We start from the raw sequence: 21,176 nt of genomic DNA, 5'->3' as shown, positions 1-21,176 counted from the left end.
CTGCAAAGAAGAGCTGGATATTTCCCCGATGTATTTTGAGAAATAAATTACTCCAACTCTGCAATCAGATCTATTTCTATGACACTAGGTTTTCTTGTTCTATCTGACTTGAATGAATTGATATCAATAACAGATAAATAGAACATAGTAATCAAGTAGGACATTGCAGTATTCCTCCGCAATCAACATTACTCACGTTGAAGACGATTAAGGCATTGAAGTATCAAGGATAAAAAATAAGTTTGTTACACCCCCCTCTAATTCCTTTTTATTAACTATTGGAATAAGTATCACTTGGCTTCAATGATTCCTATCCCTAATTAATTGGTTATAAGATAAGCATATTTATTTGAGATATAAATTCCCCAAATATAGTGCTATATTACTTCTATAAACTTAGACTAAAATTAATAAAGATATTAGAAAGAAGGACCATTTATAGTCCTTCTCTTTGTTAAACTAACTCATACAATTTTGAAACTTCATAATACAAACTTAAATACTCCAAAAATACCTCTTTCAGTTCCTCTTTCTCCATCATTGGTGCCATTACAATCGGGTAACTCTTATTAAACTCAAAAATAACCCGTCTTCCTACCCTTTCGTCTTTCCCCAAATCATCTCGACCAGTAATTTTTGCTTTCATCACCTTAGAGAGATCCATTTCATCAATAATATCCAAAATATTTATAAGGAAGCTATCATTTCTGAAAATTTCATATTTGATAATATAGTTATATACATCCAGGTTATTAACCAACAATTCATAGTACCTTAAACGCTCTGCTTCACTAGATACTATATCGTTAATATATTGAGCACCAAGTACGCATTTATAAATATAACTTTCCCAATCAAATTTCTTAAGGACGATATTATTAAATTCTTTTATATTGCTTGTTATCTGCGGATAATTTTCTAGTAAGTACTCCCTTTTTTCTGTTACTAGGAGTGAATGCCAGAAAAGTTCATCGAAATGCAGGTCTCTATCCGTATGTAAATAGGAGCAAGACAACACCTTAAAGGCTTCTAAAAACAGCAGCCTTTTCTCTTCTTCACTTCCCTTTCCCATATAAATAGGAAAATCGGGAGCTTCATTAATTTCGACGACCTCTCCTGAGAAGTATTCATCTTTATATTTGAGCTGATCATTTATAAAGTCATCGTAAAATTGTTCGTTTTTTTTGTAGCCTTTTTTTAGTAGCTTAACTTCCACTTACACTTAACCCCCTGACTGCATTCATATATCTTTCCATAATTCGATCTGAAATGGCATAAATAACTTCGTCTATTGTATCAATACTTAATTCCTGTATTGCCTTTTTTTTCATCAAATTGTACAGTTTTAAATCGAGCTCATCGCTTGGAACATCGATCTCCTGTAAATCTACAAATTCTTCCCCTTCACCATGGATTACGATGAAACGATGAAGCGCCTTCTGTAGTCCCATATATATGAAAGGATTATTTAATCTATTGCTCATCGGCAAATCATTGAACTGAAGGTTTTCATGTTTGTAGTGAATAATGATTGTTTCACTTCCAAGCTCTATCTTTATATCACTGCGCAACTCAGGGTCAAGTTTTTTCTCAAATAGATCTAATGGTTTTGCCAGACTTCCTTCAAATACAACTATATTAGAGAAGCCAAGAATAGAGTTCTTTGGTACCACTATTTCGTCTCTAAAAAGATTATAAAACTCATTTAGGTCGCCATTTTCAGCAAAGCTGATCTCTTCCTTTGATAGAAGATGCAACTGTAAAGTAGTTCGTTTACTTAAAGAAATGCGCGATTTAGCAATTTCAACACTTTTTTGAGTCGGCAACAGTCTATAAAACTTATTGTCTTTAGACTGTATTACTAAGACAAGTTGCGCTTGTCCCCTAACTAGCAATCTAGTAATAAAATCTGAGCTTATTTCATAGTTTATTATAAAATGATAGCTGCGGGCATTCTCCTGCAACTCGACTTCAAAAATGAAGTCGCTGCTGTCATAGCTGGTGGATGTGTTTGTTAACAATGGATAGGGAAAGTTAACGTCTTTTTTATATATCATGATGTTACACCTCGACGTAATAAATAAATTTCAGTGCTTTATTAAAGTTGCTATTCAGTTCTAACTGCATTTGGGCCAATCCATCCCTGATCGTAACATTTTGAATTACATTGTCTTTCACGGGACATTCTCTTCCCGTTGCAGTATCAATAACTCTCTGGTAATTTCCCTTTACTTTAAACTCATCCGGATATTCCACACCCATGCCATCAATTACAGAGAGGGAGATATTACAGGAAGGTTCCTTATTTATTTCTTTGCTGTCCTTAAAGTTAAATTGGATCATCTCTCTATTTCCTACAACGATTCTTTTAACTATTCCAGGCTGAGTAATATATCTTTCTTTTGCTTTATTTTGATCATCTTCTTCAGATACAGGATTTCTAGGTTTAACCTTCCTTACAGGTTTAGGATCTTTAGGTTTTTCTTCCCCATTTCCTTTAGTTTTCGCTTTTCTTTTCTTTTTAGGGACTGTATCAGTCATCTTTAATACTGATTTTCCTTTATTAATCATTACTGTTTCTGAAGCACCTGCTAATTCTTGCTTAAACTCATTTTCAACAGTATATAAGATATCCTTTGTATTCATTAAGCCGTCCGTTGGATTCTTCTGTCTCATTGCTTCTTCTACAACAGCAGCTACTTTTTTGGAAAGATTGTTAATGAACTTCTTGGCTTGTTTTTTTAAAATCGGGTCCTTTATATGTTCATGAGAAAGCTCTGTATGAGATTCGTTTTCCAATGATTTTAAGTATCCATCCTCTGCAGGTCCGCCAATCAATACAGCGTTGAATGGTTTATTTACATGTCCCGTAATCTTTTTATCTTCTATTTTCATTCCAATTGTTCTTACGATTGCAACTCTACCTTTAGGAATGGATTCGTCATAACGGAAATACAAAGCAAATTCATAATCTCTTACCCCATCAGAAACACTTATAGTTTTCGGTGTTTCCTCTGAATATGTCCTAACATAAAGAGGAGTGAACTCATGCTTCATTTCCGCCATTTCCTGTACATAGTATTCTGTGTTTTCTACATAATTACGAATGGTCTTATGAGTTATCTTTTTATTGTTAATCACTACTTCCAGTTTTTTTTGCAAAATAGAAACAAAAAAGCTTTCACATACACTTCGAATAACTTCTTTTTCGTCATTATACTCATCTCGAAGAAACGGGATAATAATTTTTAATCCCCTTGATTTTTTCTCAAAAGCAGAATGAAATGTATTTTCAAACGGATAGAACTTTGTTTTAGTAGAACTAAGTGATTGGATTTTAGTAAAATATCCTGAAGATCGATAACATTGATCTTCATAATTATGTTCGATCAATTGCACTGTTCCGCCGAGATGCTGATTCCCCTCTGCATCACAGTTAGCAAAATACATGATATTTAAATCGGAAGCTGCATTAGAGGCTATTTTTCCAACACCATGGGAACCGCCGCGCGCCGTTTCAAGAGCCTCATCCTCTTCCTCTGAGTGAACCCCTTTGTTGTAGGCATAAATAGACCAAGTATCTTCTTTCGAATCACTTTGGCCATTTTTCGCTCCTTTTAGCCCACGTGTATTGAGATCTTCAAAAGATATGTACGCCACTTCATACTGCAACATTTTTTTTCGCATATGTTCAATAGCTTCTTTAGTATAACTATTGCGTCCCTTTAAACTCTCTATGCGTTTAACAACCTCTTCAATCCCTGGTATATCATCTCTTTTTAGTTTCCCCATTTTAATGACGACTGTTACTGGTTCTGCCGTTTCATGGAGTCGTCCATCCATGGAATTTTGTATATTTTCCCGTACAAGTCCCTTCACTTTCATATTATAAAAACGTTCTAGAATTTTATTAAAATTGGACTCCTCAATATTAGGAATCGGTGAAAATTGCCAATGTTGATTTTTTGCTAAATCCATCATTTCATGCTCTCCTGCTACTTTATTTATCTTTTGTATTTTTGAACTTAAACGAAATCTCTGAATGTTCATTACGTCTAAATTTAGTTTTTAATATTTGAATTTCTGTTTCCAACGTACGGAAAATCTCTTTTGCATGTTCATCAGTGTAATCATAGTTATTACGGTTTGCTAAATTCCCAATTAATCTAATTTTTTTAATAGCTTCGTTCATTCGTTTTTCTCCAAGTTCCTCGAACTTTTCTAGTTTATTCACCAATTCCCCTCCATTTTTTCCTATATTTACATTGTAGTACATTCTCACTAATTATAAAAGCATTATATAGTACTAAATAACCAATATATAGTATTAAATAGATAACTAAATAATATTTTTATTTATTATTTTGTATAATTAGTTTGAATTCATCTTATAATGGATAAAGATCATAATATAAGTTCAACAGGCTAAGTCTTATCAATTGATTAAAACTAGGGTTAAATCACAAATCTCACAAAAAAACTGCCAACAAACTTTTTACCAGTTTGTTGGCAGCCTAAATTACTTTAATTAAACAAAATTTTTCCAAACGTATTTTGCAGTTTCATACAGTTCATTCTGTCTTTCTTCAATTCTAGTAGATGTCCACTCATTATATGATCCTAGTTTTTTTGTAATTTCTATACTAGATTCTTTATATGTTTTTTTCTTTTCATCAAATTCCTTATTTTTTATCGATTTATTATATTCTTCAGCTAATAAGGTAAGATTACCAATTCTATGAAGATATTTTTGATGTATATCTTCGTGTACCTTCCATTTCCCAATCTTTTTCGGCATAATATGTTCTAAATGTATTTTCATATTACTAGGATTAGTAATTATTTCTTTCTTTTGATAGTCATTTATTTTACGTAAAATAAATTTTGCTACTGGCGCACTTTTTATTGAAGAAACCATAAAATGGGATTTAAATTCTTCATCAGTTAATGTGTCTTTTTTTAATTCTTGTACAATATCCTCAAAGGTCATGTGTTTTTCTGATATTAATCTAGCTAATTTAGCAAATGTTATTTCGTACCTATTTGCAACTTTTCCCGCAATTACACAATTCCTAACTATAAAACTTTCAATCGCTTCAACAACACGTTTTATTTCTTCCTCATAATAATAACCACTATTGGTCATAGCAATAATAATAGGATGATACGTACTTGCATTTAACAATTTTAGATTTTCTATATATTTTTCAATTTCTTTATCCTTAAAATACGTTTCATTCACTGGATCTAAAAGAACTTTATATACATTTATACTCTTTACAAGTTCCTGGGTAAGACTTAAACACTCACCTGGAGTTGTGACGACCCCTTTTAAATTTTTATATAGTTCTCTTTCCCTTGTAAAATCATATTTTGAATTCCAAAATGTTCTAAAATATCGAGTTAAATCTATACCTTCTGCTTGTTCCTGCATTTTTAACCATTCTTTTTTAACATCGTCTATCAGATTATCAGAAGTTTTAAATAAATGGTTTTTTAACAAGTCTGAGGTCTCTAATTCTTTTCCTCTAGCATTAAGTGTTTCAAAAATTATAAATGCTTCGTTCATATCATCAGTTTCAACACACATCAAAGTAAACTTATTCTTAAATCCATTATAGTATTCAACTAATTTGTTATACTGTTCGGTATCATCAAGTTCTCTAAGTTTATTTATTAATTGTTTATATAAATATTCGTATGCTTCTTTAATCCGAATATGTGAAGGCTCAGTGAGTTCCTCTGTTACAGGTAGACCTCTCTGTATATAATCTCTAAAAAAAGTATTATCTATTTTACCAAGATGAAACTGAAGCTCGTTTTCCTCTTCACTCCAGCGACCAATTATCTTTAGCCGAATATCCTCAACCTTATTACGAGCCCCGTCCCTCTTTGTATGTGTATAGAATTCATCAAATAATTGACGAATTACTGATAAAAAAATAATTGATGTTGAACTTCTTTGTTGGCCATCTATAATATACTTCTTTTTTTCATCGTAATCATCATGAATTACAATTTGTCCGAAAAAATGATTATCCCTTTCATTTTCAACCAAATCCACTAAGTCTAACCAAAAGTCTTTTATTTGTGTTTCCTTTTCCCACGAATACTCCCTTTGATAATCAGGAATATAAAATTTGTCACTTATTAAAAATTGTTCTACTGTGTAGAAGTTAAACTTCTTTATTGTCAATTCCTGCACCATCCTACAATTCACTTGAAAAATTTGTGAAATATAATCTAGTAAAATAATACCATGAATTTATTATTAAATATAGTCTCTTTAATTCTTTGATAATTTGGTAGTTAATAACATCTTTCAATGGCTTAACTCTTATTTACGAGAGGAATCAACAAAATCTCTATTTTTCAATAAAGAAATTATGCCCCTAATAAACTTTTATAAGTCAACTGGATTAAAGAATCCATTATATGATGCATCTTTAAAAGAATACGGCTGCAATTAGAAGGGCTGGCAGCAAGAATGTATATCCTTGAATCATTTCTGCAGCTTCACGTTTTGTTCGTTTTTGCTTTACTACGGCTTTTATCATAACTCTTCCTCCCGAAAGGCAAAGATCTGCTTCTAGGTATTAAAGAATTCTTACACTCCCTGAAAGAAAGAGGTTTTAAAATCGGATTAGCTTCTGCTAGTAAAAATGCCCCCTTCTTGCTAAGAAAATTGGAAGTTGAAAATTTTTTTGAAACTATAGTTGATCCAGCTACTCTTTCAAATGGAAAGCCAAATCCAGAAATCTTTGTTAAGGGAGCTAAGCAGCTTGGATTGCCTGTAAGCGAGTGTGTAGGAATAGAAGATTCATATTCTGGTATTCAAGCGATTAATGGGGCTGGGATGTTTTCTGTTGGCGTTGGTGATAGAGGTGTGTTAAGTGATGCGAAAGTTGTATATTCATCAACGGCTCAACTTGATGTTGATACAATTGTCGAGCTAGCAAGATAACTTTTTTATATTCCTTGTCTCTTTGTGGGTGTTGTTAACAAATTTTTTTAGGGGTATTAAAAACATAACTTTTCCTTCGAAAAAGACTCGAAGGTTTTCCCCCTCCGAGTCTTTTTTATGATATATTTTCTTGTTTTGAAGTTTTTAATTCTTACCTTTAATTGTATTATTTCTAAGGATTTAAAAACTGTATTTGATTCTTAGATCGAGCTTTGACATTTGCGTTTTTCCTAATAATGTTCCAGATCATTATTATCAGGATTTTCTGCTGTTATCATGGTTATTCTGTGTTAAATAATTGTGCCTACTTAATAACAATTGATAAAAATAGTCAAACGCCTCATGTTCGTCAGTTAGTTCTTTTAAAATATACTTCCCTCCCCGCTGTTTCGTTTCGTATATTTTCCAAACTCCATTTTCTTGTGCGCATCCCATCACAAGTGGTTCATCCGTAATATAATCAACGACAATAATATATTCACCGGTATTTAATTTTTCCGCTTTAAGTTTTTTTAGGAACTCATTCTTAAACATATTTATCACCTTAATATTTTGGTATGCGATTACTTCTAATGTCTCGCCATTAATCTGTGCAACAAATTGTACAGTTCCTCTTAATTTCGAAAAAACTCGAAAGAATCTTTCCCTTCAAATCGACTCTACTACGTTTACCTTTTCCTTGATTTTCACCTTATCTTTCCCAAAGTAACCTATTCAGTTTTATTAGAAAACCCTCTGCTGTTCTATTAAAGACTGAAGTGCCATTAGATTTATATTTAGTTAATTTCTTCTAGACAAGATTCCCATTTTTTTAAACCCGATTTAAAAACTAGGTATCATTCTCTTATAGTAAAGTGTAATCTCCTGCGTTCTTAATTCCTCTGCAATATTCCTGTATGTTTGAACATGGGATTGATTTTCTTCTTTTATATGCGAGATAGAAGTTTGAGCTTTTTTCGCCTTATTATTCCATTCTTCCTCAATCTTTTTGGAAATAGCTCCACTTTGGTTGCCAAGTTCATCCTTTAATAAATTATCTAATCTATTTATATCGTCCAGCACATCATCTAATGGGTTGTTTAAGGAGGAGGATTTACCCTTCATTTCATCTTCAGATAGAAAACGATAGATTGTATGTACTTTTTCCGTTTCAGAAGAAAAATCTGCCATGCCATCATGCCCCCTTTAACCTTTAAAATCAAACAGTTGAGAAATTAACTCTTCCTTTTCAAAGAGTGACTCAATACTATCCCTGATTTCTTCTATGAATCGCTTCTTCTCTGTTGCCTGTTTTCTTAATTCCATCACAATATTGCTATTATCTGGTAAGGGTGCCGTATAAAAGGATTCATGAACATCAATTCTCTCTATCTTGCTCCCCAAGTGTCCTAGATTAGGAAGAAGTAATTGAAAGTCCCATAGATAATCAGAAGGATTAGCCTCTATATGGTGTATCTCATTTATCAATCTTTGTTTTTTAGTCTGGAAATCATCTTCAATTTCATTTTTATAAATTCGTTCATAAGTTCGAATAGCATCTTCTATATCTTCGATTATTTTCATGCCTTGTTGATAAATCCTTACGGCAGAGGAGATATTCCACTTAATTTCTTGTCCTGAACTACTTTTTCCTGTAAAGCAAATGTCACCTTTAGTGTAACTAATCCCCTCTAGGGCTGACATTGCGTTTAACAGAGGGAGAATACTATGTCCTTCTGCTATCGCTTCTAATGGTCCCTCTAACTCTTCTTGTAAAATACCTAATGCATCCTTAATAGCTTGATATTCACTCCAAATATCCACGATGGTATCATAAGCCTTTATATACTCTTTGTTCTCCAGGTGTTGCATCAGTTGATTAAACTGTTCCTCTATATTACTTACGTGCTGATCTACTTGCTGGAGTTTTGTTTTTACTTTTGCTTGTGTAACTTTATCGAGGTAGCCATTTTTAGCAAGACCATCAATAAACAGGTCACTACCCTCCATAATTTTATGAAACACATCTAAGAATGCCGGAAGATTGTTGGAAACTTTAACCACCATGGCTATTAAATCATCTTTGTTATTAATAACCACTCCCGCTTTTGCAATAAATCCATCTGCATTCATGACTGATTCAATCAAATCTATATCAATGCCAGTTGAAGCCATTATAAATCCGTTAAGGCCTCCTTCTACATAGTCTGCCTCATAATTACGGAGATAGCTTTGAATTGCTCGAACCTTATCATCTGGAATGGAATCTAAAATATTTCTAATTCCTTCGACTTCCATATTTGTGTCAGACATTTCAACCGTTCCAAAGGTAATAAAATCTGCTTTACCACTTACCCCATATAAGGGATCATCATAAGAAATACGTTGTGTTATATTTGAGGTTACTCCCTTGTCTTCATAATACTTAATGATTTCTGTCTTCAGTTTTTCTGGAGGTATATTATCAATAGAACCATATTCATTTGCTGTTAATTGGATAATATAGTCTCGTAATTCAACATCAGCTTTTAGTAAATGTTGAACACTTACTTGAGCACCATTGACTCCATATACCCCATCAAATTCTCCATTTATTAATTGCAACATTACCTGATTGTTATTGGCAAGGGAATGTCCCATAGCGTATGACTTCAAACTTTCTGGATTGTTAATTTTTTGATTTACTTCTATTGTAAATTCCCTTGCAGCCTCATATTGACTAGCATCCATACCAAGGAATAAACCAAATGCATTGTAAATCCAGTCTTCCTGTTCCTGACTTCCTTGCGAAATAATATGTACCTGGTTTATTTGATTCACTTTATCTTCTATATAAATAGCTGTTCCATCATAACCAGAATGAACAATAGAGGAATCTAAGTCATTGTTTTGCTTGATGAGTTCATTGGAAGAGTATATTTCTATTTGCTTCGGGAGTTCCTGTTGTGTCTCTTCCATGTAGATGCGTCTAACATCTGCTTCGAATCTTTCTTTTACCTTTTCTAAATCAGATGGATCGGTAACATTAAAATCATCTTTATAAGAATACTCCAATTGGATTAATCGCAGCTTTACTTTTTCATTTGCAAAAATATCCACATTTTTCATTTTTCTATTCCTCTTTATTACTGATGAATTGGATGGAAGATATCATTTTTTTCACTTTATCTCTTGCACTTTTTTCATCTAAAGAACAGGATTGATTATCATCCTTACATGTAAAGATAAAAGAATATTCCACTCCCTCATCTACGCTTTGATTTGGTTTAACCAAGCCGAAGTATCTATAGGAGTAATTATATTTTCTGTCCAAATTATCAAAAGTACTTTTTTTATATCCCAAATACATTTCAGTATCATCCGTATTTTCATTCTGATATTCTTCTGAGTATTTATTTTTTCCACTAATGATTTCTAGCATTGTATCGGTTTTCTGCAGAAAACTTTGTCCATAGTAATAGGTAATTTGACCATTCATCAAAATATTTGCCTCTTTATCAAATTCATCAAAACCAATGTTTTCTTCGTTTTTATTAAAACTAGATAATAAATCTGAGTACTTTCCTTCTTCTGGGAATAACATTCTAATCTTTTTAGATTTAGATTCTAGTAAATAGTATCCAGGCTCCACTTCTTCGGTTGATACCATGTATTCTCTTGTTGCTTCATCTTGGAAGGCCGTTACCTGTGGTAAGTCCTTTGCATCCAAATCCTTCGGAGCTTTTTGTTCTTCTCCCGCTTGTGTTTGGTTAGCTTCCTCTTTTTTCACTCCGCAACCCCCTAATAAAACTGCTAGTGTTGATAAAATAACCAATGCTTTATTCATCAAAAACCTCCAGTTAAAACATATGTCTATGTAGTATTAATACTCCTTTGAAACGCAACGCTCCAATGCCCTATACCCAATATTTGTATTTTTTAGCACAAATCATTATTCAAAAAATGTCATTTCATTAGAAAATAATGTAATTATACTATTTATGGTACTTTATGTAACTATACAATTAAATAGGTAAATCGGTTGATATTCTTTCCTAAGAAGGTATAAAAGACCTCTTTATACATTGGATTGGTCCTATATATTTATACACTTCAACCTATAAGATATAATTCTTTCAAAGTCTCTAGAAAATTATAATCTGTTTTCATATCCATTTTATCGATAAGCTCATAAAATCGGCCTAATTTAAAAGAAAAATGATAAAGTACAACCGCTGCACTATTCAATTTTCTAGATTCCTCTATATAAATTTTAGAATCATTTTTCCCCAAGAATAATACATTATATCTATCATTTACGCCTTTTTCTAATATCACTCTATTTGGCTTAATTTCAAGTAATGAATAATATTTTTCATCTAATTGGATTTTGAAAATCTTTTGCACATTATTTAAAGAGTCTGCACCCTCAATCTCATTTTGAACGTTTTCATCATATTTTGTAACTTCAAATTTACTTTTCGAAAAGATATATAATGCCAATACAGAGTTATATTGATCTGAAAATGCACCTACACTGTATTCTTTTCCTCTAACAACTTCATATAACTCATAATGATTACTTACTTTATTGAATGTTAACTTAATAGTAGTTTCAGGATAGCTTTCTCCACTTATTGGCGCAATACAAATGCTATCACTTTCTCTATGAATCACTTTAAACTCTGTTTCAATTAAATTATATATACAACTTAAATCCATATTCCATACTCCCCTGTAACGTTTACCCTTTTTCCAAGGATAACGTGTTCATAATGTAAATTCGTTAAAACGTACTGTACAATGACTTCAAAAAGTATTAGAACCCTTATTTTTTATACTGTTTTTTCTCTAGTAGTATCGTACACTGTACGAAACGAATTACAGTCTATTAATTTAACACTTAATACATTATATATGTATCCACTTATTTTTTCGTTAAAACACAAGAAAGCACCCGTTGCCATATTTGACAATCAAGTGCTTTACGTTCCATTTTTTTGTAACCGACGTACAGTAAAAGGTCATCTAACCAAAGCTCGTCTGTCGTATTTTTTGTCACGAGAGATAGGGGTAGCCTATGACGGTAGGCCTTCATAGAGTCTTTTATTCAAAATGGCCTTTTCTTTTTTGTTTACACTTTACATCTACTTTGGTTTTCAACTATCTATTCATGTTTTCAGTTAATTGTTACGAGCTTTGTTATTCTCATTATACAAAACTATGAGTAAAATGGTTTTTACAAAACATCAACAAATACTTTCATCATAATTCTTTCATTATCTTTTCAGCCTTATGCAATTCTTCTAATAGTGTATTTTGATAGTCATTGTAGCTATCCATATATGCACGTACACCACCTAAAATATTTATCCCTTTTATATCCTCATTATTTTCTAATATTTCTAATGCCTTCTATATCTTAAATATTTAAGCTGTATAACACCACTATTTATATCTTTAGCATACTCTTCCTCAAATTTATTTATCACAACCTTTATTTGGTCAATTAACTGCTTTTTCTTATCCATTTATATTCTCCTATCTACTCAGAACCTCTCGTTTCTCTTTTATTCAGAGGGCCATCCTTGTGCTAATATTTGATCTCCATAGCCTTCTAGTAATACTCTAGTTTTTGTATACTGTATCACTATTCTTCCTATATTTAAAATTTGCCTTTTGGTACTTCTATTATATTTTTTCATTCTAGAATTCTTCTTATTATCTATATTTCCATCATGCCTAAAATAAAAGAGCCAAAAATTACTGTATAGGTGCCCGGAACTGCACATGAACAGACAGGTATACGTAATATTCTAAAAATTAAGTCAGTCTCAGGGTTCCCTATGTATTACAAACTAAAAAAATACATATTAAAAATGACACCCACAACAAAATTACAAGGTCCTGCCTAAACAACCAGACAGGACCTCCTTTTCTATTTCAGCATGGTAGCCTTCAAAAACTCCCGAGTCCTCTCCTCTTTTGGATGGTTAAAAAATTCCTCAGCTGTTCCGTGTTCAACAATTCTTCCATCGTGCATATACACAATCTTATCCGCTACTTCTTTAGCAAAACCCATTTCATGAGTTACAACAACCATTGTCATTCCTTCTTCAGCTAAGTCTTTCATGGTTGTCAGAACCTCTCCGACAAGCTCGGGATCGAGTGCGGAGGTCGGCTCATCAAATAGCATAATATCTGGTTCCATCGCAAGTGCTCTAGCAATGGCCACACGTTGTTTTTGTCCACCTGATAGTTTGCTAGGATAGACATCTGCCTTATCCTCTAAATCTACTTTATTCAGTAATTGTTTTGCTTTAGAGATAGCCTTCTTTTTGTCCACACCCTTTACCATGACAGGTGCTTCAATAATATTTTCCAGAACAGTTTTGTGCGGGAACAGGTTGAAATTTTGAAACACCATTCCTACCTTTTCCCTAATCTTGTTGAGATTATCGGTTTGAGGATTGACTTCATTTCCTTCAATGATAATTTTGCCGTTATCCTTCTTTTCTAGAAAGTTTAAACAGCGAAGAAGGGTGCTTTTTCCTGAACCGCTGGATCCTATAAGACAAACAACATCGCTTTCTAGAACGGTCATATTGATATCTTTTAAAACATGCAGGTCTCCAAATGATTTATTTAATTGATTTATTCTAATCATTTCCTTCTTGTCCAATGTGTTCACTCCTATCTGTCACTTGCGGATAGTTTTAATTCAATTCGGTTTACTACAAATGTCAACAGTGCTACTAGTAATAAATAGTAGACTGCTACAATGAGTAAATAGGTCATTTCGTCAAAATTATTGGACCCTAGTGTTGTTGCCACATTGAACAGCTCATTCATGGAGATGAATGCGGCTAGCGAGGAATCTTTTAAGCTTATGATAAATTGATTGCCTAAAGGCGGCAGCGCTCGGCGGAATGCTTGTGGAAGAATAATTCTTCTTAATGTCAATGTCTTTGTCATTCCTAAAGAGCGTCCTGCCTCCAATTGACCTTTGTCAACGCCTTGGATCGCTCCGCGCAGGATTTCGGAAATATAGGCTCCGTTATGTAAAGCTAGGGCGATGGAAGCGGCCCAAAAATCTGGCAGGAGGAAAATGCCGCTAATTCCGAAGTAGAGAATAAATATTTGTACAATCAGCGGTGTACCACGAACTAAATAGACATATGTATCTGAAATAACTTCTAATATTTTTATTTTAGAGATTTTTAATAGAGCAAAGACAAGTCCGATGACAATTCCCAGTAAGATAGAAACAGCTGTCAGCTCTAATGTTAAAAGCATTGCTTTTATAAATACACCTTTTGTATCTATTAATACGTCAAAAAAATGCGAAAAACTTGGCAATGTTATACTTCCTTTCTTTCCAGGTTGATTTATTCTGGTTTTTTGGTAATGTCCTCACCAAAATATTTGAGACTAATCTCTGTTAGTGTCCCATCTTCTCGGAGTGCTTCCAAAGCTTCATTTACTCGCTTCAATAGCTTTGGATTATCCTGAGGCAGTACAATTGCTTGTTCACTGCGACTAATTAACTGCTGTGCTTTAATTTTAAAACCTTCCTTTGCAGCACTTTTGCCTGTAACAAAATCGGTGATTACTGCATCATGACGTCCGCTGCTTAATGCTTGTAATGCTGTGATATCACTGTCATAGGTTTTTACTTTGTCTGTATACTTGGAAGCTGTATCGGCATATGTCGAGCCTTTCGCTACCGCTACTTCCTTGCCCGCTAAATCCTCGGCCGTTTTAATTTGACTATCTGGTCTGGTGAAAATTTGCGGTCCAGAATAATAGTACGGTGTCGAGAAGGAAACATATTTGCTCCGCTGCGGATTAATCGTATGACTAGCAACAGCTGCATCCGCACGGCCTGTTTTTACTCCTTCTACAATTCCTTTGAATTTAATACGCTTCTGAACCGGCTCAAGGCCCATTTCTTTTGCAATCGCTTCGCCAACCTCAATATCAAAGCCCGACATGGTGAGATCATCATTTATATAACTAAATGGCTTAAACTCACCAGAAGCAGCAAAAACAAATTGATTTTTATGTATCAGTTCAGATCCGTCAGCAAGCTTCTCTTTTTCGGTACAAGCAGTTAACAAGCAGACAATGATTAAACTGAAAAACAATATGTACTTTTTATTCAACAACATGTTGGCTATCAACCCTTTTCCCTCTCATTTATTTCAACACTATCTAACTAAATCTCTTGCTTATGAAAATATATACCCCAATTATTTTCTATAAAACAAAAAGTGTCAGGCACCGATAATGGTTCCTGACACTTTTTGTATATCTAATGTAATGTCCATACTAAACTGGACAATATTTATAAAGACTTTTTGCATTGTACTAGCATTTATGTATCCTAGTGTTTCATACGTTCTAATATGGTTAAAACAATGAATATAATCATGGAGTTCGGTTTCTAGTTCCCAACACGAACGAATGGTAAATCACTCAGAATGTTGAATTCCCATTCATATCTTCTATTTAAATGCTATTCTCCATTATATAAAAGAATCTATTAGCAGGATAACTACCTGTTTATTTTATACGACTCTGTAATTGTTCTCCTGTCAAATAGTCCCCATTTTCCTTACGATGCAGCATCGCATGACAATTCGGACAAACTGGAATTAAATCCTTCACAGGGTCTACAACATATTCGTTGTTTATTTCATAAAGCGGCTTTATATGATGTACATGGATAAAGTCCCTTCCAACTTCTCCATATACCTGTTCAAAATTCACTTCACAAATTTGACAGTTCACACCATAATGCTCTAGGCATTTTTTTCGAGCAATCGGATTTCTTTCATACACATTGACAGTAACCGATTTGCGTTTACCTTCTTCTAAAACTTCAGATACTTCATCTGGAAAAGTACTTGTAGTTAGACTCCCTTTAAAGCATGGCATAATATAATCACGCAGTTCACCAGTAATCTTCATAGAGCCTTGAATATTGCCTTTTAGGCCATGGTCGCGTAATTGATGTAGAGACAAATCAGGATTGTCTACAACATCTCACAAACGAATATACGTCCAATCCCATTCTTTCGACTGCTCATATTTCTCTTTATCATTCCAAAAAATATCGTTATATGTAATTTCATCAGATGGTACAAACCCTTATACTACTTCTACCTTATAACGAACCTTTTTATCATTGCCAGATACATAAATAAATATAAGGTCGCCATTTTCATAGTTATAGGAGCGGCGCCAATATAAAGAATCATAGCGCATAAATGCACTCTCTAAGTCATATTCTTTTGGATTAGCCGGTATCAGCCAAACTCGTCTAGCATTCCGATGATCACTTTCTTCTAGTTCTTTACGGCGACGATCCGCCATTTCAGAAGGTGCAACTATATAATATTCATCGTCTCCCACATAATAAGGTATGTTATAAACATATCCACGTTCTATAGGATCAACCAATTTACTTTCATTAATATTTAGATAATTTGCTAGAAATATTGTTGCTTCTTGGATATTTCCTGCTTTAAGTAAAAGTTCCTCATTTTTATATATAGTAATTGTGCTTGCCATGATTTCCTCCTCTGTTAATTTCCCCTTAACATTTATTAATAAAATTCTTTCCGCATCGTTCAGAAACAGCTTTACAAATTTAAAAATATAAAGTTTTACACTAGAAAATGGGAGGTTTTGAAGAAAATAAGAAAGGTGACAGTAACCTATTAATGACAAAAAACATTAAAAGTTAACCTGTTTTATTCATCTTTACCGAACATAAGATCATCTAAGTCTTGAATTTGTTCTTGTATTTCCTTATAACGATTTATAACATTTAGTATATAATCTAGTTTAACTTCATTACGAGGTGTTAACTGACCTTTGTAATATTTAATTCCTGCTCCTGCATCTAACAGCAACTTTATGAGAATTTGCACTTTTCCATCCTGTTCTTCCTCTTTAAATAGCTCCCATTCTATTATTGGGTCTCCAAATTCAATTCTATTTTTTATATCAGATACACCTAAATAGGTATTCTTCCTAATTGCCGGTATATACTTTGTTAGATTACTATCCTTTTCTACGACTACATATATTGTTGTCATATTTATACTCCTTTTAACTTTGTATTCAACTCCGGCAACACCTGGTACATCAATAATTTTTTCAAGTTCTTATTACTTTTCTATTCGTTTGATGCACCATTCCAAGACTATACTGATGCATCCTATATTGTGCTAAACTAAATGCTTTTTTGTTTCTAATACCTCGAAAATGCTTTATAGAAGTTCTTACTAATCTCACCCATTCTGAAACAAGATAGACTTACTCTATTTCTCCAGTTTTTGATTTATAATACTTTTTATGGTCAATTCTTATACTTCATATCCACAACCAAAATATCCCCCATATCATACCGATGCCGCGTACGTGAATACTCAAACGGAACCCCATTATCCAAATAAACAACTTGAATTACTTCAAGTACAGGATCTCGTTCCGTGCACTTTAAATATTGCTGATCCAGTTCATCTGGCTGGTCTGCACGGATGCGTCTGTTGGCACCCAGCATTGTTAAGCCAAGGTCATTTTTTATGTATTGATAGATGGACTTATTCAGGATTTCTTCTGTTATATTTGGGATTACATGGACTGGCATTATGGTATGCTCCATTAAAAACGGTTCTTCGTTTAACAGCCTGAAGCGGATAATGTCATAAATAGGCTGGCTTTTGGTAATCATCAGTTTTTCACACTCTTCTTCGGTTGGAAAGCGGACGTTGAAGGAGATAATAACGCTTGAGATCGTACCGTTGCCTTTTATCTGTTCTGTTACTCCTACGTATTCATCTGCCCTTGAATCGAGCTTGGACATTTGTAAGGCGTTTTTCCTGATAAATGTTCCAGATCCTTGTTTACTGTATATTAAGCCTTCGATTGATAATAAATTTAAGGCTTTTATAATAGTCACTCTGCTCGTGCCAAATTCTTTTGCCAACCTTTCCTGATCTGGAAGGGGTTTTGATGCATCATATTCATTGTTGATGATTCTATTTCGAATTTGTTCGGCAATATTTTTATACTTGACCATTTTTTACACCTCAAAGAATTTATTATTTAGAATGGCTTTGGCTTGCTGTTTTAAAAAAAGGAAATCGCCAATTATTGGACGATTTCCCTATATTAGTATCATAACATGTTCCATACAGATACCTAAAGTATTTTATGCTGCTTTGTCGTTGCTCATCTGGCTGACCCGTTCACTTATTCTCATAAATGGCAGGTATAGGAATGCACCACCGATGATAATCACAGCCTGCAGAAGTACAGCCTTCCAGTCACCTGCTGTTGCCAGATAGGCACTCAAAAGTGGCGGTGTTGTCCATGGAATATAAACGACCGTCTTGCTGATGAACCCGACAGCTGTGGCAAAATAAGTGACGATGATGCCGATGGCTGGCAGGAGTACAAATGGTATCATCATTGGAATATTGAAGACAATTGGATAGCCAAAAATAACCGGCTCATTAATATTGAACAGTCCTGGTCCTGTAGCTAGCTTGGCGATATCCTTCCCTGGCTTGCTTTTTCCAAATAGGAAGATAGCGAGAATCAATGAAATCGTGCTGCCTGTACCGCCAATCATGCCAAATGTATGCACAAAAGAGCTGTTGATAATATGTGGGATTGCCTCGTTATTTGCATAAGCGAGCATATTTTCATTCATATTGGCCAGTAGCAGCGGATCGAGTAATGCGCCATTGACAACTGTTTGATGAATGCCGATAGAAAACAGGAAGTTTCCAATACTGTAAATAACTACTGTCCCTATCAAGCTCGTATTAATTTTTCGTAATGGCTCTTGAATCATATTAGAAATTAGCGAAATTAAGTTAGTGTCAAATGCTACTGCCAAAATTAATGAGATCACACCAAATAAGGATAATACCAAGATGGCGGGAATCATGACATTAAACGATTTACTCACAGCTGGAGGAATATTGTCCCCAAGACTAATTGCAAGCTTCTTAATACTAGAAACTTTTATAAAGATTTCAGTCGCTACCAAGCCGATAATAATTCCAGCAAACATTCCAGTTGTGCCAAGGTTGCCGAATGTCAGAACGCCTGTAATATCAACTGCTTTTTCTGCGCCGACTGGAGTCAGCGAAACGGTATTGGGCATCATTATGACCAGTGTTGCTAACGCAATTGCGGCAGATGCCAAGGGATCCTTAAAGTTCCGATTTCTTGATAAGCTGTAAGCAATCATTGGAGCAAGCAAAAGGCCGGCAATATTTAAAGTACCATTAGTGATGGTGGTTCCCCAGTATTGGGCATTTGCTAGTGTATTACCTTCAAAAAACCATGGAAAGATGACGTTATTAACCAGCACTGCTACCCCTGCTAAAATAAACAGCGGCATAATTACTGCAAATGCATCTCTTAAGGATCTTAGATGAATCTGGCCGCCTAATTTGGCGGCAAACATGGTGAATTTATCAATAAACGACAGTTTTTCAGCAGTGTCACTTTGACCTTTACTCATACCGTTTCACCTTCTCGTTATTTTTATTGATTCACTTTGTTCTCCAATGGCTCGAGGTCTTCCCCGTTGCTGCTGATCACTTTCTGCAGCCACCAAAAGCTTTTCTTCGGTACACGTTTCATATCTTTCAAATCATGGTTTTCTCGATTGACATACACTACACCATAGCGTTTGCGCATATCACCTTGCGAGCTTAGAATATCTATTAACCCCCAGCCCAAATATCCAATCACATCGACTCCATCAATAAAAATCGCGTCCTTCATGGCTTGGAAATGTTCCTTATGATAGGCGATGCGGTAGTCATCCTGGATTTCATTTTGGCCATCCCATGATTCAATCACACCGATGCCATTTTCAATTGGGAAAACTGGTAATTTGTAGCGGTCATACATCTTATTTATAACGTCACGGAATCCAAGCGGGTCAATCTGCCAATTCCATTCCGTTGTCTCTAGATACGGATTATCTTGTTTGCCATGATGCATATAATAATTGACTGCTGTTCCCTCTGGAACCAAGTCAGTGTTGATCGTAGTGCTGGCATAATAGCTAAAGGATAAGAAGTCGCTTCGAAGTTTGGACAGCTCTTCTAAATCTTCTGCTTGAATGCCCATATCAATGTTCTCACGCTCGACATAGGTCAAAACTTCTCTTGAATATTTTCCGAATGTAAATGCTTCTAGGAGGTTATGGTTGAAAAATTCGTCAACCTTTCTGGCATAGAGGATATCTTTTGGTTTGCAGGTGGCTGGATAGACTTCCATATAAGCAAGCATGCCGCCGATTAATGTATTTTCATGATTATCATGAATATAGTTGGCAACCTTAGCGTGTGACATCATAACATGATGCTGAATTTTATAAAGCTCATCCAATGTTTTCTCGCCGCTTAAATAGCCGCTGATTCTGAATGCTTCAGGAATATGATAGAGGTTTTGCTCATTGAAGGTGATCCAATACTTTACCTTATGAGCAAAGCGGTCAACCATTTCCTTTCCATACCGGACAAAGGCATCCATCACTTCCCGGCTGACAAAACCATTATACTTTTCAGCCAAATGAAGCGGCATATCAAAATGATAAAGACAAATCATCGGTTCAATTCCGCGTGCAATTAATCCATCAATAAATTTGTCATAGAATGCGATTCCTTCTTCGTTGAAAGCACCGTCACCAGATGGATTAACTCTGCTCCAGGAAATTTGAAAGCGATAACAACTCATGCCAAGCTGCTGCATAAAATCAAAATCCTCTTCATAGCGGTTATAACTGTCTGTTGCTACTTTCCAATCTGATGCAAACTCAGAAGCTTCACGAGTGTCATAAACCGATAATCCCTTACCGCCTACATTCCAAGCTCCTTCCGTCTGCATACTAGAAACAGAATTGCCCCATAAAAAACCGTCTTTTAACCTGTCTGCCATTTTTCACCCTCCATTTATTTCAAATATTTACACCATTAGTGTAAGCGCTTTATTAAAATTTGTAAATACAATTTTTATAATTTGAAAATACAAATAAATTTTGTTGAATTAGCTGAATTACATGCATCAAGATAATCATATCGACTGACCATTTTTAGCAACTTTAGCTATCCATTGAAAATAAAAAAGGGAAGTCTCTTGGAATTTAAGAGCCTTCCCTTTTTTAATTGCATTAATCTTTCTAACTTATACTATGCTATCAATCTATTAATGGTTT

Annotated in this window: 21 protein-coding genes and 1 pseudogene; 1 reads left to right on the top strand and 21 read right to left on the bottom strand. The window is 34.2% G+C overall.

The features are described 5' to 3' along the window. Nucleotides 1-454 precede the first annotated feature (454 nt). The 5 genes from LXM54_RS10860 to LXM54_RS10840 all read right to left on the bottom strand — a co-directional run bounded on the left by LXM54_RS10860 (nt 455) and on the right by LXM54_RS10840 (nt 6,196). Nucleotides 455-1,216, bottom strand: coding sequence for a hypothetical protein (locus LXM54_RS10860; protein WP_233315201.1), 762 nt, complete (start codon nt 1,214-1,216; stop codon nt 455-457). After that, nucleotides 1,206-2,057 (bottom strand): hypothetical protein, encoded by an 852-nt coding sequence (locus tag LXM54_RS10855; RefSeq protein ID WP_233315200.1) that lies wholly within the window; start codon nt 2,055-2,057, stop codon nt 1,206-1,208. Before LXM54_RS10855 ends, LXM54_RS10860 begins: the two co-directional genes overlap by 11 nt. 4 nt (nt 2,058-2,061) lie before the next feature. Next, nucleotides 2,062-3,981 carry a hypothetical protein gene (locus LXM54_RS10850; RefSeq protein ID WP_233315199.1) on the bottom strand — a complete coding sequence of 640 codons (1,920 nt, stop codon included), beginning with the start codon at nt 3,979-3,981 and terminating at the stop codon, nt 2,062-2,064. Between the two features lie 19 nt (nt 3,982-4,000). Further along, on the bottom strand, nt 4,001-4,276 hold the full coding sequence (locus LXM54_RS10845) for a DUF4145 domain-containing protein (RefSeq protein ID WP_442780441.1): 276 nt from the start codon (nt 4,274-4,276) through the stop codon (nt 4,001-4,003). 252 nt (nt 4,277-4,528) lie between these two features. Next, nucleotides 4,529-6,196 carry a DUF262 domain-containing protein gene (locus LXM54_RS10840; protein WP_233315197.1) on the bottom strand — a complete coding sequence of 556 codons (1,668 nt, stop codon included), beginning with the start codon at nt 6,194-6,196 and terminating at the stop codon, nt 4,529-4,531. Nucleotides 6,197-6,583: 387 nt separating this feature from the next. Here LXM54_RS10840 and LXM54_RS10835 point away from each other — a divergent pair, with 387 nt between their 5' ends. Continuing rightward, nucleotides 6,584-6,964: an HAD-IA family hydrolase gene (locus LXM54_RS10835; protein ID WP_267913377.1), complete on the top strand. Its 381-nt coding sequence runs from the start codon at nt 6,584-6,586 to the stop codon at nt 6,962-6,964. A gap of 255 nt (nt 6,965-7,219) precedes the next feature. On the opposite strand, the gene LXM54_RS10830 is transcribed toward LXM54_RS10835, so the two are convergent. The 16 genes and pseudogenes from LXM54_RS10830 to LXM54_RS10760 all read right to left on the bottom strand — a co-directional run bounded on the left by LXM54_RS10830 (nt 7,220) and on the right by LXM54_RS10760 (nt 20,899). Next, nucleotides 7,220-7,498, bottom strand: a complete 279-nt coding sequence (locus LXM54_RS10830) for a hypothetical protein (protein ID WP_233315196.1) — start codon at nt 7,496-7,498, stop codon at nt 7,220-7,222. A 288-nt stretch (nt 7,499-7,786) separates the two neighbouring features. Then, complete coding sequence (locus LXM54_RS10825) at nt 7,787-8,134, bottom strand: hypothetical protein (RefSeq protein WP_233315195.1); 348 nt, start codon at nt 8,132-8,134, stop codon at nt 7,787-7,789. A gap of 15 nt (nt 8,135-8,149) precedes the next feature. Continuing rightward, complete coding sequence (locus tag LXM54_RS10820; protein WP_233315194.1) at nt 8,150-10,051, bottom strand: DUF6792 domain-containing protein; 1,902 nt, start codon at nt 10,049-10,051, stop codon at nt 8,150-8,152. A gap of 4 nt (nt 10,052-10,055) precedes the next feature. Next, nucleotides 10,056-10,769, bottom strand: a complete 714-nt coding sequence (locus tag LXM54_RS10815; protein WP_233315193.1) for a lipoprotein YvcA — start codon at nt 10,767-10,769, stop codon at nt 10,056-10,058. Between the two features lie 266 nt (nt 10,770-11,035). Next, nucleotides 11,036-11,644 carry a hypothetical protein gene (locus tag LXM54_RS10810; RefSeq protein WP_233315192.1) on the bottom strand — a complete coding sequence of 203 codons (609 nt, stop codon included), beginning with the start codon at nt 11,642-11,644 and terminating at the stop codon, nt 11,036-11,038. A 543-nt stretch (nt 11,645-12,187) separates the two neighbouring features. Further along, nucleotides 12,188-12,453: pseudogene (locus LXM54_RS10805) on the bottom strand (hypothetical protein). Nucleotides 12,454-12,860: 407 nt separating this feature from the next. Next, on the bottom strand, nt 12,861-13,589 hold the full coding sequence (locus tag LXM54_RS10800; protein WP_233315639.1) for an amino acid ABC transporter ATP-binding protein: 729 nt from the start codon (nt 13,587-13,589) through the stop codon (nt 12,861-12,863). Between the two features lie 26 nt (nt 13,590-13,615). Continuing rightward, nucleotides 13,616-14,281, bottom strand: coding sequence for an amino acid ABC transporter permease (locus LXM54_RS10795; protein WP_233315191.1), 666 nt, complete (start codon nt 14,279-14,281; stop codon nt 13,616-13,618). Nucleotides 14,282-14,310: 29 nt separating this feature from the next. Continuing rightward, on the bottom strand, nt 14,311-15,093 hold the full coding sequence (locus tag LXM54_RS10790; protein WP_233315638.1) for a transporter substrate-binding domain-containing protein: 783 nt from the start codon (nt 15,091-15,093) through the stop codon (nt 14,311-14,313). A gap of 105 nt (nt 15,094-15,198) precedes the next feature. After that, nucleotides 15,199-15,390: an IS3 family transposase gene (locus LXM54_RS28495; RefSeq protein ID WP_442780455.1), complete on the bottom strand. Its 192-nt coding sequence runs from the start codon at nt 15,388-15,390 to the stop codon at nt 15,199-15,201. A gap of 97 nt (nt 15,391-15,487) precedes the next feature. After that, nucleotides 15,488-15,949, bottom strand: a complete 462-nt coding sequence (locus LXM54_RS10785) for an HNH endonuclease (protein ID WP_233315190.1) — start codon at nt 15,947-15,949, stop codon at nt 15,488-15,490. A 126-nt stretch (nt 15,950-16,075) separates the two neighbouring features. After that, nucleotides 16,076-16,498, bottom strand: coding sequence for a hypothetical protein (locus LXM54_RS10780; RefSeq protein ID WP_233315189.1), 423 nt, complete (start codon nt 16,496-16,498; stop codon nt 16,076-16,078). A 182-nt stretch (nt 16,499-16,680) separates the two neighbouring features. After that, entirely contained in the window at nt 16,681-17,028 is a 348-nt protein-coding gene (locus tag LXM54_RS10775) for a hypothetical protein (protein WP_233315188.1), read from the bottom strand. A gap of 263 nt (nt 17,029-17,291) precedes the next feature. Beyond that, nucleotides 17,292-18,014 carry a GntR family transcriptional regulator gene (locus LXM54_RS10770; protein ID WP_233315187.1) on the bottom strand — a complete coding sequence of 241 codons (723 nt, stop codon included), beginning with the start codon at nt 18,012-18,014 and terminating at the stop codon, nt 17,292-17,294. A gap of 132 nt (nt 18,015-18,146) precedes the next feature. Beyond that, entirely contained in the window at nt 18,147-19,472 is a 1,326-nt protein-coding gene (locus LXM54_RS10765; RefSeq protein WP_233315186.1) for a PTS sugar transporter subunit IIC, read from the bottom strand. A 23-nt stretch (nt 19,473-19,495) separates the two neighbouring features. Further along, nucleotides 19,496-20,899 carry a glycoside hydrolase family 1 protein gene (locus LXM54_RS10760; protein WP_233315185.1) on the bottom strand — a complete coding sequence of 468 codons (1,404 nt, stop codon included), beginning with the start codon at nt 20,897-20,899 and terminating at the stop codon, nt 19,496-19,498. Nucleotides 20,900-21,176 lie beyond the last annotated feature (277 nt).

It is taken from the genome of Bacillus sp. Au-Bac7 (genome assembly GCF_021341655.1).
GTDB lineage: Bacteria > Bacillota > Bacilli > Bacillales > Cytobacillaceae > Niallia.
Note: the sequence above shows the minus strand (reverse complement) of the source record. Positions and strands in the feature narration are given on the sequence as shown.